A 13,042-nucleotide genomic window follows, 5' to 3' on the forward strand; every position below is an offset into this window, starting at 1 on the left:
TACACGGTACCTGTTAATGTCAGATCCCAAGTTCATTCACCTTCGAGTTCACAGTGATTTTTCGATGGTGGATGGTATCAGCAAAGTTCCACCGATAGTTAAGAAAGTCGCCGAGCTTGGCATGCCTGCAATGGCATTGACCGATTTCACTAACCTGTGTGGTTTGGTGAAGTTTTACGGCACAGCACATGGCTGCGGTGTAAAACCGATCATCGGTGCAGATTTCAAAATGCAATCTGACGAGTTCGGCGAGGAGCTGACACAGCTAACAGTACTGGCAGCCGATAATGTCGGTTACAAAAACCTGACGCTGCTTATCTCCAAAGCGTATTTGCGTGGTCATATCCAGCATCAGCCAGTGATTGATAAGGCTTGGTTAGCCGAGATGTCAGAAGGGTTAATCGTTCTTTCTGGCGGTAAAAATGGTGATATCGGCAAAGCGTTGCTCAAAGGTAACCGCAACTTAGTCCAGAGCTGTGTAGAATTTTACAAACAGCATTTTCCAGATCGTTATTACCTAGAATTACTCCGTACTGGCCGTCCGGATGAAGAAACCTACTTGCACTTCGCCGTTGAACTGGCAGAGCAAGTGGATCTGCCTGTTGTTGCAACAAACGAAGTGGTCTTCCTTAGTTCTGATTTGTTTGATGCTCATGAGATTCGCGTAGCGATCCATGATGGCTACACATTAGAAGATCCTCGCAGACCAAAAAACTACAGCCCACAGCAATACCTCCGCAGTGAGGAGGAAATGTGTGAGCTGTTTGCGGATATTCCTGAAGCACTGGAAAACAGTGTTGAGATAGCCAAGCGTTGTAACGTCACCGTTCGTTTGGGTGAGTACTTCCTGCCTGCGTTCCCAACTGAGGGAATGAAAGAGACTGAATTCTTGGTCATGAAGTCTCGCGAAGGTCTGGAAGAGCGTCTGGAGTTCCTGTTTCCGGATGAAGAAGAACGCAAAAAGCGTCGTCCTGAATACGATGAACGTTTGCAAATTGAGCTGGACGTTATCAACCAGATGGGCTTCCCGGGATACTTCCTGATCGTAATGGAGTTCATCCAGTGGTCGAAAGACAATGATATTCCTGTAGGTCCAGGGCGAGGTTCGGGTGCGGGCTCTCTGGTGGCATACGCACTGAAAATCACAGACCTTGACCCACTAGAATATGATCTTCTCTTCGAACGTTTCTTGAACCCAGAACGTGTATCCATGCCCGATTTCGATGTCGACTTCTGTATGGATAAACGAGACCAGGTGATTGATCACGTAGCAGAAATGTACGGTCGCGATGCGGTATCTCAGATCATTACCTTTGGTACGATGGCTGCCAAAGCGGTAATTCGTGATGTGGGCCGCGTGCTTGGTCATCCGTTTGGTTTTGTCGACCGAATCTCGAAGCTTATCCCACCAGACCCGGGTATGACGCTAGATAAAGCATTCAAAGCCGAGCCAGCACTTCCTGAGCTCTATGAGGCAGATGAGGAAGTTAAAGAACTCATCGACATGTGCCACATCTTGGAAGGTTGTACGCGAAACGCAGGTAAGCACGCGGGTGGTGTCGTTATCTCGCCAACCACGATTACGGATTTCGCGCCAATTTATGCGGATTCAGAAGGTCACTTCCCGGTAACACAGTTTGATAAGAACGACGTTGAAACTGCGGGTTTGGTTAAGTTTGACTTCCTTGGTCTTCGTACACTGACCATTATTGACTGGGCGCTTGGGTTGATTAACCCGCGTTTAGAACGTGAAGGTAAAGCGCCGGTTCGTATAGAATCTATCCCGCTCGACGATCAGGCATCGTTCCGCTTGTTACAAAACTCAGAAACCACCGCCGTATTCCAGTTGGAATCGCGTGGGATGAAAGAGCTTATCAAGCGACTTCAGCCAGACTGTTTTGAAGACATTATCGCACTGGTGGCACTTTTCCGTCCGGGTCCATTGCAATCAGGCATGGTAGATAACTTTATTGACCGTAAACACGGTCGGGAAGCGATCTCTTACCCTGATGAAAAGTGGCAACACGAGTCATTAAAAGAGATTCTCGATCCGACTTACGGCATTATCCTGTATCAGGAACAGGTAATGCAGATCGCGCAGGTACTGTCTGGCTACACGCTTGGTGGCGCGGACATGCTTCGTCGTGCGATGGGTAAGAAGAAGCCGGAAGAGATGGCCAAGCAGCGTGCTACCTTCGAGGAAGGCGCGGTGAAGAATGGCGTCGACGGCGAGTTGGCGATGAAAATCTTCGACTTGGTAGAAAAGTTCGCTGGCTACGGCTTTAACAAATCGCACTCTGCCGCATATGCATTGGTTTCTTACCAAACGTTGTGGCTAAAAATGCATTATCCAGCAGAGTTTATGGCTGCGGTAATGACAGCTGATATGGACAACACTGAGAAAGTGGTTGGTCTGGTCGACGAATGTTTCCGTATGAAGCTTACCGTACTGCCACCGGACATTAACTCAGGGTTGTATCGCTTTAATGTTGATGAAAACGGCGCTATTGTTTACGGTATCGGTGCGATTAAAGGCGTGGGTGAAGGTCCAATTGATGCGATTTTGGAAGCGAGAAACAAAGGTGGTCACTTTAAAGACCTGTTTGATTTCTGTGCTCGAATCGATCTGAAACGTGTGAACAAACGTGTCATTGAAAAATTGATTTATGCAGGTGCCTTAGACAGACTTGGTCCACATCGTGCTGCGATGATGGCATCACTCAATGATGCTGTTAAAGCCGCAAGCCAACACCATCAGGCAGAGGCATTTGGTCAGGCGGATATGTTTGGTGTACTGACTGATGCACCTGAAGAAGTGGAGCACAAATATACCCAGGTTCCGCCTTGGCCGGAAAAAGTTTGGCTAGAAGGTGAACGCGAAACTCTCGGTTTATATTTGACTGGGCACCCCATTAACGCGTATTTGAAGGAACTAAATAAATACACCAGTTGTCGACTAAAAGACGCGACACCAACACGTCGTGATCAATCAGTGACGGTAGCTGGTTTAGTCATAGCCGCTCGTGTGATGACAACCAAGCGTGGAACACGTATTGGTATCATGACATTGGATGACCGAAGTGGTCGAATGGAGGTAATGCTATTCTCCGATGCGCTTGATCGGTATGCTGAACTTCTCGAAAAAGACAGAATTTTGGTCGTTTCAGGACAGGTCAGCTTTGATGACTTCAATGGTGGCCTTAAAATGTCGGCGCGTGAAGTTATGGATCTCGGCAGCGCGCGTGAAAAATACGCTCGTGGTCTGTCGGTATCGATTGATGCAAATCAGATCAATGATCAATTCTTTGAGCAGTTCAGTCGTATTTTAGAACCGCACAAAGCCGGAACCGTACCCGTCAATGTATACTACCAGCGTGCCGACGCCAGAGCGCGGTTAACATTGGGCACCGAGTGGCGAGTAACGCCAAGTGATACATTAATAGACGATTTAAAACAGTTACTTGGAACAAACCAGGTAGAACTTGAATTTAACTAAAAAATTCAGCGTATTATCTTAGACGCTGAGTAAACAAGGATTCATAGATGAGCCTAAACTTTCTTGAATTTGAAAAGCCAATTGCAGAACTTGAAGCAAAAATTGAAGCCCTGCGCGATGTATCTCGCCACGGTGGTGATGCTGCGGTTGACCTGGATAAAGAAATCGAACAGCTTGAGAAGAAAAGCCTGGAACTGAAGAAAAAAACATTCAGCAACCTAGGCGCTTGGGAAACAGCTCAACTGGCTCGTCACCCATTACGTCCATACACTTTGGACTACATTCAGCATGCATTTGAAGAGTTTGATGAACTAGCGGGTGACCGTGCTTTTGCGGATGACAAAGCGATTGTTGGTGGCATTGCTCGTCTGGAAGGTCGACCAGTGATGATCATTGGTCACCAAAAAGGCCGTGAGACCAAAGAAAAAGTGAAACGTAACTTTGGTATGCCAAAGCCAGAGGGTTACCGTAAAGCATTACGCTTAATGGAAATGGCAGAGCGTTTTAACATGCCTATCATCACATTCATCGATACCGCTGGCGCATACCCAGGTGTTGGTGCAGAAGAACGTGGTCAGTCTGAAGCGATCGCGAAAAACCTGAAAGTGATGTCAGGTCTGAAAGTACCAGTAATCTGTAACGTTGTCGGTGAAGGCGGTTCAGGTGGTGCACTTGCGATTGGTGTGGGTGACTACGTGAACATGCTTCAGTACTCAACTTACTCAGTTATCTCTCCTGAAGGTTGTGCTTCTATCCTATGGCGTGATTCAGATAAAGCACCTCAGGCAGCAGAAGCAATGGGTCTGACAGCTCCGCGTCTTAAAGAGCTTGAGCTTATCGATGAGATCATCGAAGAGCCGCTAGGCGGTGCGCACCGTAACCACGCTGAAATGGCTGCAAACATGAAAGCAACATTGCTTCGTCAGTTGGAAGATCTAGAACAGCTTGACGAAGAGTCGCTACGTGAGCGTCGTTACCAGCGTCTGATGAGCTACGGTTACTGCTGATATCTGGTTAGATAACGGATAAAATAGAAAGGGTTGGATGTGAGTCCAGCCCTTTTTTGTATCGATCGGATTGCTTATGGAATCGCTTTATCAGCACTTTACACAATTACTGACTGCCAATTACCAGCCTCAGACGAAAGTTGTCTTAGCGTTTAGCGGAGGTGTGGACTCGCGCTTATTGTTGGCGCTACTGAGTCGCTTTCAGCGCGATCACGAAATACCCTGCCAAACGGTATACGTTCATCATGGATTAAGCAGTAATGCGGACGGCTGGGCTGAAAAATGTAAAGCGTGGGCGAAGCAAGCGGGTGTATCGCATTCAACAGAGTATGTACACCTAGATATTAACAGTGGCGAAAGTATTGAATTACTTGCCCGCGAAGCGCGTTACCAAGCGTTAGCAAAATATATTGAGAGCGGCGATCTTCTTCTCACTGGGCAGCACGCCGATGACCAGCTTGAAACCTTTCTCCTAGCGCTTAAACGTGGCAGTGGCCCTAAAGGATTGTCGTGCATGGCAGAAAGCGCGCCTTTTTCTGCTGGCACTTTAATTCGACCATTACTGACGACTCGACGTGAACAAATTGAGCAAATTGCACACTCGTTAAATCTGGAATGGGTTGAAGATGAAAGTAATCAGGATACGCGCTACGACCGAAACTTTCTGCGTCACCACGTGGTGCCTGAATTGTCTCAACGTTGGCCGAGTATTCACCAGGCCGTACAACGCAGTGCGTCTCTCTGTGCTCAGCAAGAAACGTTATTAGACGAACTACTTAACGACGTTTTTTATCGTGCGTTGCAAGCAGATCTCAGTCTGGATATTGCGGAATTAGCCTCTCACAGTGAACTTGCCCGCGCTCGATTGATTCGTATGTGGTTAGCTAAGCAGAACGCGCAAATGCCAACTCAAGTACAGCTTAGCCTGATTTGGAAAGAAGTGGCGTTGGCCCAACAAGATGCCAACCCAAAGCTTAAGTTAAAACAAGGCGAAGTTCGTCGATTCCAGAATAAGCTTTACTGGGTGTGCGATAAAGCAGAGGTTTCCGGTTGGCAGGTTCACATTCAAGTTGATTGTGCGCTTGTTCTTCCTGAAGGTTTGGGCGAGCTCATGTTAAGTACGACTACAGAACAAGCGACCATTGCTTTGCCGCCGCAGCCGGAGTTGTTGAGCGTCACGTTTAATCCTGAAGGGTTAACTGCGCATCCAGTGACGCGTAATCACAGTCGTAAATTGAAAAAACTGTTTCAAGAATACCATGTGCCAAGCTGGCTACGTCGCCAGATACCGATTCTTATGTATCAAGATCAGGTGGTTGCGGTAGCCGACTTGTTTGTTGATAAGGCATTTAGTGGTCAGGATTGTGAGCTGATTTGGCGTAAGCCTTTGTAATTCGTGACACAATATCGAACACAAATTGTACTTATAAATAAAAACGATTAGGTGAAGCAATGAAGAAAACAGTAATAGGCGCAGTAATGGCGTTAACTATGTTATCAGGGCAAGCATTCGCAGCGGGCGATGTCGCGGCTGGGCAGGCAAAATCGGCAGTGTGTGCTGCCTGTCATGGTGCGGATGGTATGGCAACCATTCCCGGATACCCAAACCTGAAAGGGCAGAATGCTCAATACATCATGAGCTCCATCAAAGCTTATAAAAACAAAGAGCGCACGGGTGGGCTTGCTCCAGTAATGCAGGCACAAGCGTCACTACTTTCTGATGATGATATTGCCAACTTAGCGGCATACTACTCTAGCTTATAGTCGCTACCTAGCATTCACGAAAAACAAAACCAGAGCAATGTTCTGGTTTTATAATTTTCGCTCTAATAAATTTCATTAAACTCAAGATTTTACGATACCAAAACGAGACAAAGATTGAATGTTGTAAGACGGTAAACGATAATATCCGCATACGATTAAAGCTTAAGGGATGAACATGAAGAAGATTGAAGCGATTATCAAGCCATTTAAACTGGATGATGTTCGAGAAGCGTTAGCTGAAGTTGGCATCACAGGGATGACCGTTTCTGAAGTCAAAGGTTTTGGTCGTCAGAAGGGTCACACGGAATTATACCGTGGTGCAGAATACATGGTGGACTTTCTACCTAAAGTGAAACTTGAAATCGTAGTTACTGAAGATGTCGCAGACAAATGCGTTGAGACAATCATCGAAACCGCTCAAACCGGTAAAATTGGCGATGGTAAAATTTTCGTCACTGATGTTGAGCGTGTAATCCGCATCCGTACTGGTGAAGAAGACGAAGACGCGATTTAACATTTCACTCTAAATTTATTTTTGATTAAGCTAAAAGGGAGCCTGATACGGCTCCTTTTTTATTCTGTAACCGTCAGTCAGGTTAAACACATTCAGGTACGCCTTTATGCTTAAGCGTTTCGTCCTAGCAGTAGTCTTTTTTTTCATGGCAGTTGTACTTGGCTTTCAAGTCATTTTCACGGTTCCTGACCATCCACAAATTATCACCCAAACCGGTGATGAAATTACTGAAGATATTCAATGCATCGAGTTCAATGATTCGCAAGTGTTAGATGATCAGGGTGAACTCAACGTATTGATTTGGAATATTTACAAGCAAAGCAAAGACAATTGGCAAAGTGCACTTAATGCGCTTTCAACGGACAAGCAATTGTTATTACTTCAAGAAGCCAGCATGACTGAGCCGTTCAAACAGTGGCTGGTGGACGGAAACTGGATGAGCAATCAAGTAAGTGCGTTTAAAGCTTTGGGCAGTGGTGCTGGTGTGATTAACATTGCGCAAAAGTTGCCTCAGAAAGCCTGTGCGTATACTTCCACAGAACCTTGGCTTCGTTTACCAAAATCCGCACTCTACAGTCAGTATCGTTTGAGTAATGGCAATACGCTTGCGGTCGTAAATATACACGCGATTAATTTCACTGTTGGAACGGAAGAATACCACTCTCAAATAGCGGCTTTGGAGGCATTACTAACGCAACACTCCGGGCCAATTCTGTTTGCTGGTGATTTTAACAGTTGGAATGAATATCGTGTCGAAGCCATGAAGCAGGCGTTACAGAAGGCAAACTTACAAGAAGTGTCGTTTTCACCGGATCATCGAACTCAGTTTATTACCGGTCAGCGTCTCGATCATGTGTTTTATAGAGGGCTTGTGCTCAAAAACGCGAAAGCGCCGCAGAGCGACGCTTCCGATCATAATCCATTACTGGTCTCGTTTACTTTGGACAACTAACTGACGACGATATAAAGCGCCCAAATGACGTAAAACATCACCCAAGGCAGGCTGGCGATAACCAAAGCTTGCCCACGTTCAAACTCGGTCCAGGTCAAGACAACACCGTAACCTAAAACGATGTACCAAGGTAACAGCAGTGGCAGTGAACTTGCGAAGTGAGACCACTCATTGGTTAGCGGCAGTTTCAGCAAGCCGTTGAGGCTGTTGAGATCTGCAGCGTAAGTCATCACTTCGCCATGGTTGAGTATTAAGCTCGCGTAGCTTGCCACATCACCAAGTACCGCTGGGAATAATATTGCACAAGCGGCAGCGAACCACTTCCAATAACCGTATTGCTGTTTGCTGGCTTTCGTCGCAAGGAAGAACCAAAATGCGAGCAGAAGCAGGGTAGCAAATCGGTTAACCACATCATTGATGATCGCGCTCGCCATTAACGTGTTTGGTTCCAACAAGTCGATCTGCTGAGGATCGATTTGTTGCAGCTGTGGGGTGAGTTGCTCACTCAACCAAGTAAAGTCTACGTTAGAGAAGTACGCTCCCCAGAATAGAAACGGGCTGACCATCAAAAGAATGAAGAGTTGCCAGCCCCAACCACCACGTTGGTATAACGCCAAAAAGCATGAGGTAGGTGAACGAAATACATCCAACAACATCACAAGCGGATTGCTTGATGGTTTCATACACTTACCTTAGTGACGTCAACGTACAGCTTAAGTTTTTGACCTGGTTGTAGGTATTTTTTCTGTTGGAGAGAATTCCATTTCACAATGTCAGTACTCTTCACTTTAAACTTGCTTGCGATACCGCTGATCGTGTCACCAGAACGAACATTGTAGAATACCGTACGAATGACTGAGTCATCGGCCGCTTTCTTCCAAATGACGATCTTTTGGCCTTTTCTTAATGTGTCTTTTGGTCCCATGCCATTCCATTTAGCAAGAGATTTGTACGACACGTTATTGTCACGAGCAATTGACCACAAGCTTTCACCAGACTGCACTACGTGCGTCAGTTTAAGCTGGCCGCGCGCTGTGGATTGCGTTTTGCTCAAACGGTTACTTGCCGATAACGCGTATTTCGAGTCATCTTTCGTCGATGTTGGGATCAGCAGGTGTTGGCCGATGCGAATATTATCATTCGACAAGCCATTTGCTCGGCGAATTACTTTTGTCGTCGTGCCATACTTACGTGCCAAAACACCGAGCGAGTCACCCGATTTTACCTTGTAGCGAGCAACTTTAACGCCTTTGCCACGGTTCTCTGCTACCTGAGCAAGGAACGCATCCTTCTTTTCGATCGGGATCAGCAGTTTTTGTGGACCGTTTGGTGACGTAGACCACTGGTTGTAAGCTGGGTTGTAGCTTTGCAGCTCTTTGACACCGATGCCTGCATAATCAGCTGCAATCGCGAGATCGAGTTGCTCTTTAGGATCTACGAGTGCTAATACCGGCTTGTTAGGGATAGCAGGAATATTAAGACCATACTTATCCTGATTTGCGACCACATCAGCAAGCGCTAAGAGTTTAGGCAAGTAGCTGCTGGTCTCTTTAGGTAAATCCAAAGAGAAAAAGTCAATCGGCTTACCAAGGCTCTTGTTTTTGCGAATAGCTCTGGATACACGACCACCACCGCTGTTGTAGGCTGCGATAGCGTGTTCCCAGCTTCCATCAAATTGCTTGTTCAGTTGAACTAAGTAGTCTAATGCTGCTTCAGTCGAGGCCGCTACATCGCGACGTCCGTCATACCAGTAATTTTGTTCAAGGCCCATCATTTTTCCGGTACCCGGAACAAATTGCCAAAGGCCTGCTGCACTACCATGTGAGTAGGCAAAGGCATCGAACGAGCTTTCAACCACTGGTAACAAAGCCAGTTCCATTGGTAAATCTCGTTTTTCAATCTGTTCAGCGATCATGTACAGAAATGGTTCTGCACGTTGTGACACGGTTTTAAGATGGTTTGGGTGTTTTAGATACCAGGTACGGTAGTAATCCACCTTTTTATTGTGCGGGATGTCCATTTCAAGCTGCATAGCAATACGTTGCCATACATCTTCTTGTTCCTGAGGAGAAAGCACCTTTGGCGTCTCTTTGACAGCACCTGTCAAAGATTGCTTACTTTTTGCTTGTTCCTTAGCTGCTTTTTGTTTAGCCGCTAGCTCTGATTTGTTGGTCTCTGGTGTTGACGTTGTTGAATCTGGAGAGGTCATCTGACAACCAGAAAGCAATAACGCCAAAGCCAAACTGTACTTCAAACGCATGGATTCAGCCTATTTAGGGCCTTTTTATCTTCTCCAGCCTGTCGCGTAGCAAGCGCTACGTGGCAATCGCAAGATAATAGACATATTTCTTTAAACACTAATAAATGAGGTTAAAACCTCTGAATATGCAATGGGTCGAAATAAAATTAGATTTATATTCTACCCAAAACGCAGAGAAGCGCCGAAAGCGCCTCTCTGAAAAATCAATCCATGATAATACTGGGGTCTTGTAAACTTACAAGTAAAAATTGGTTAAAATTCGTTCTTCCACACTCTTAATGCCGTAAAAACAGAGCATGGATCGTCATTTTTTATGCGATTCGTCACAGACTTAATGACTTCTGGGCTATTAGTGCGCAAAAATGGATTGATCCATTTCTCTTGACGTAACGTGGTTGGAAGGGTAGGGATGTTCAGTGCACGTAGTCGGTTTACATCATCGCGGTACTGGCGAAGCTTCTCATTGTCTGGCTCGACAGCAAGCGCGAACGCGACGTTACTGGCAGTGTACTCATGCGCGCAATAGACGTGGGTTTCATCAGGAAGCGCAGCGATTTTACTCAGTGAATCAAACATTTGTTCTGCTGTGCCTTCAAAAATACGACCGCACCCTGCAGAAAATAGCACATCACCGCAAAACAATTTGCCATCACCAACATAGCCTATATGACCTAGCGTGTGACCTGGTAAACCCATCACCATAAAGATTTCGCCGAACAGCTCTAGTTTGTCACCTTCTTCCATTGGCGCGGTTAGCGTTGGGATAGGCTCTGCTTTAGGGCCAACAACGGTAACATCAGGAAATGCACGGACTAAATCTGGAACACCACCAATGTGATCATTGTGGTGGTGCGTAATCATAATCGCTTCTAAAGTTAACTCGTTAGCTTGTAAGTATTCCAATACAGGCTTTGCATCACCCGGATCAACAACGGCACAACGTTTATCGCTATTTTGTACTAGCCAGATGTAATTATCATTAAATGCGGGTATGCTTTTGATCTCTAACACGATTCGTTCTCCGTCACCCATTATAGTTAGGTGGTTAATGAAACCAGCACTCAGCAACAAAACTATACCACACCCGTCGACTTGGTCCGATCTGAATAATGGACCTTGGGTGCTTGAGTCAATCCAAACTCGGTTTGATGAGTGGTGTCCGAAACTCTTCGGATACCACATGCTCAAACTGGGCGGGTTGAGCTGTGAGCTAACCAGCAGTAATTGTAACATTCAACACCAAGTCAACGTAGATATCCAGAACCCGTTGCATAATGTCGTTGCGGATGGTTACGAATTACCCTTTTTGGAAAAAAGCTTTGATGTGGCAATTCTGGCTCATCAGCTAGACTACGCACGTGATCCTCACCGTCTATTAAGAGAAGTGGACAGAGTGATGATGGATGATGGCTACCTGATCATTACTGGTTTTAATCCATTTAGCTTTACTGGCTTGGCGAGTCTGTTCCCGTGGCGTAAAAACAATTTGCCTTGGAGTGGCCGAATGTTCTCATCGAACCGTGTTCAGGACTGGCTGGGGCTGCTTAACTATCAGGTGATTCATCGTGATCGCTATGCACTTTTCCCTATGACACGCTACCGCACAATGTGGACTTGGTTTGAAAATAGTTTAGGGGAATGGGCATCGCCAGCGGGCAGTCTGTATTATATCGTTGCCCGTAAACGAACATACCCTCTCAAGCCAATCAAGCCGCACTGGCGTTTAAAGAAAAAGCTCACACCACTAGGGGTTATGAATCGAGAGGGTGCTGGAGTGAAAAAGATGTCGAGCGATAAGCGCTAGGAAGCTTGATAGCCAGTGTCTTCTTCAGTCGGGTTTTCCGCTGCTGTTCGGGCTAATTCATCACAGATTTCGTTTTCTCTGTGGCCCGCATGACCTTTTACCCAATGCCATTCAACTTCATGGCGGGCGGTTTCTTTATCGAGCGCCTGCCATAAATCTGCGTTCTTCACTGGCTTTTTATCCGCTGTTTTCCAACCACGTTTTTTCCAGTTGTGAATCCACTGAGTAATGCCTTGGCGGACATATTGGCTGTCGGTTGTTAATGAGACTTTGCAAGGCTCTTTTAGCGTTTGCAGCGCAACAACTGCAGCGAGCATTTCCATACGGTTGTTGGTCGTTAGGGTGTAGCCTTTAGATAGTGTTTTTTCCACGTCTTTGTAGCGCAGAACGACGCCGTAACCACCCGGTCCAGGGTTACCTAAACAAGATCCGTCAGTGAAAATCTCAACGTGTTTGGTCATATTTTTTGGTACTATTAGCCGAAACATTTATTAAAGCATAGTCTGACACATATAAGCTTATGAATACCAGCAGCAATTCTGAATATAATCGCATTGTGGTTCTCGATACCGAAACCACGGGTATGAACCAAGAAGGCGGTCCTCACTACATGGGGCACCGTATTATTGAGATCGGAGCCGTGGAGATCATTAACCGCAAGTTGACCGGGCGTCACTTTCACGTTTATCTAAAGCCTGATCGTGAAATTCAGGCAGAAGCGGTTGGGGTTCACGGTATTACCGATGAATTCTTAGTTGATAAGCCTGAGTACGCTAGTGTGCACCAAGAGTTTATCGACTTCATCAAAGGTGCCGAGCTGGTTGCCCATAATGCGCCCTTCGATACCGGCTTTATGGACTACGAGTTTGAAATGCTCGATCCGAATATCGGTAAAACAGATGATTTCTGTAAGGTAACCGATACCCTTGCCATGGCGAAGAAGATCTTCCCGGGCAAGCGAAATAACCTCGATATCTTATGTGAACGTTACGGCATTGATAACTCGCACCGTACACTCCACGGGGCTTTGCTCGATGCGGAGATTCTGGCTGACGTTTACCTATTGATGACTGGTGGACAAACAAGCCTTGAGTTTAACGCCAACAAGCAAGAAGGAGGCGTAGAAAGCGTTCGCCGAGTTGAGGGAAGAAAAGCGCTAAAGGTTTTGCGAGCAAGTGCCGATGAAATAGATGCGCACCAGAAAAGGTTAGAGCTGGTGAACGACAGTATTTGGCTTCAATAGGA

Annotated in this window: 12 protein-coding genes; 8 read left to right on the forward strand and 4 right to left on the reverse strand. The window is 46.2% G+C overall.

Annotated elements, in window-relative coordinates; translation table 11 throughout:
• Positions 1 to 16: 16 nt before the first annotated feature.
• From dnaE to V1U08_RS16010, 6 genes are all read left to right on the forward strand, one after another.
• Positions 17 to 3,496: a DNA polymerase III subunit alpha gene (dnaE, locus tag V1U08_RS15985; RefSeq protein WP_330470991.1), complete on the forward strand. Its 3,480-nt coding sequence runs from the start codon at positions 17 to 19 to the stop codon at positions 3,494 to 3,496.
• A 47-nt stretch (positions 3,497 to 3,543) separates the two neighbouring features.
• The gene (gene accA / locus V1U08_RS15990) at positions 3,544 to 4,503 is read left to right on the forward strand and encodes an acetyl-CoA carboxylase carboxyl transferase subunit alpha (protein ID WP_014232749.1); all 960 of its coding nucleotides are present in this window, start codon (positions 3,544 to 3,546) and stop codon (positions 4,501 to 4,503) included.
• Between the two features lie 76 nt (positions 4,504 to 4,579).
• Complete coding sequence (tilS, locus tag V1U08_RS15995) at positions 4,580 to 5,896, forward strand: tRNA lysidine(34) synthetase TilS (RefSeq protein ID WP_330470992.1); 1,317 nt, start codon at positions 4,580 to 4,582, stop codon at positions 5,894 to 5,896.
• Between the two features lie 59 nt (positions 5,897 to 5,955).
• Complete coding sequence (locus V1U08_RS16000; protein WP_014232747.1) at positions 5,956 to 6,267, forward strand: c-type cytochrome; 312 nt, start codon at positions 5,956 to 5,958, stop codon at positions 6,265 to 6,267.
• Positions 6,268 to 6,442: 175 nt separating this feature from the next.
• Positions 6,443 to 6,781, forward strand: coding sequence for a nitrogen regulatory protein P-II (gene glnB / locus V1U08_RS16005; RefSeq protein ID WP_014232746.1), 339 nt, complete (start codon positions 6,443 to 6,445; stop codon positions 6,779 to 6,781).
• Positions 6,782 to 6,887: 106 nt separating this feature from the next.
• Positions 6,888 to 7,733 carry an endonuclease/exonuclease/phosphatase family protein gene (locus tag V1U08_RS16010; RefSeq protein WP_330470993.1) on the forward strand — a complete coding sequence of 282 codons (846 nt, stop codon included), beginning with the start codon at positions 6,888 to 6,890 and terminating at the stop codon, positions 7,731 to 7,733.
• Here the strand turns inward: V1U08_RS16010 and V1U08_RS16015 are convergent.
• The 3 genes from V1U08_RS16015 to gloB form a co-directional block, all read right to left on the reverse strand.
• Entirely contained in the window at positions 7,730 to 8,416 is a 687-nt protein-coding gene (locus tag V1U08_RS16015) for a YIP1 family protein (protein ID WP_330470994.1), read from the reverse strand. The two genes, V1U08_RS16010 and V1U08_RS16015, sit on opposite strands and share 4 nt — an antisense overlap.
• Positions 8,413 to 9,993, reverse strand: coding sequence for a lytic transglycosylase (locus V1U08_RS16020; RefSeq protein WP_330470995.1), 1,581 nt, complete (start codon positions 9,991 to 9,993; stop codon positions 8,413 to 8,415). The genes V1U08_RS16015 and V1U08_RS16020 overlap by 4 nt, the downstream gene beginning before the upstream one ends.
• A gap of 252 nt (positions 9,994 to 10,245) precedes the next feature.
• Positions 10,246 to 11,004: a hydroxyacylglutathione hydrolase gene (gloB, locus tag V1U08_RS16025; RefSeq protein ID WP_330470996.1), complete on the reverse strand. Its 759-nt coding sequence runs from the start codon at positions 11,002 to 11,004 to the stop codon at positions 10,246 to 10,248.
• 37 nt (positions 11,005 to 11,041) lie between these two features.
• Here gloB and V1U08_RS16030 point away from each other — a divergent pair, with 37 nt between their 5' ends.
• The gene (locus tag V1U08_RS16030) at positions 11,042 to 11,797 is read left to right on the forward strand and encodes a class I SAM-dependent methyltransferase (protein ID WP_014232741.1); all 756 of its coding nucleotides are present in this window, start codon (positions 11,042 to 11,044) and stop codon (positions 11,795 to 11,797) included.
• Here V1U08_RS16030 and rnhA read toward each other — a convergent pair.
• Positions 11,794 to 12,258, reverse strand: a complete 465-nt coding sequence (rnhA, locus tag V1U08_RS16035) for a ribonuclease HI (protein WP_020335128.1) — start codon at positions 12,256 to 12,258, stop codon at positions 11,794 to 11,796. The two genes, V1U08_RS16030 and rnhA, sit on opposite strands and share 4 nt — an antisense overlap.
• 59 nt (positions 12,259 to 12,317) lie before the next feature.
• On the opposite strand from rnhA, the gene dnaQ reads away from it, so the two are divergent.
• Positions 12,318 to 13,040 (forward strand): DNA polymerase III subunit epsilon, encoded by a 723-nt coding sequence (gene dnaQ / locus V1U08_RS16040; RefSeq protein ID WP_014232739.1) that lies wholly within the window; start codon positions 12,318 to 12,320, stop codon positions 13,038 to 13,040.
• Positions 13,041 to 13,042 lie beyond the last annotated feature (2 nt).

The sequence above is a fragment of the Vibrio sp. YYF0003 genome (assembly GCF_036350715.1).
GTDB classification, from domain to species: Bacteria; Pseudomonadota; Gammaproteobacteria; order Enterobacterales; family Vibrionaceae; genus Vibrio; species Vibrio natriegens.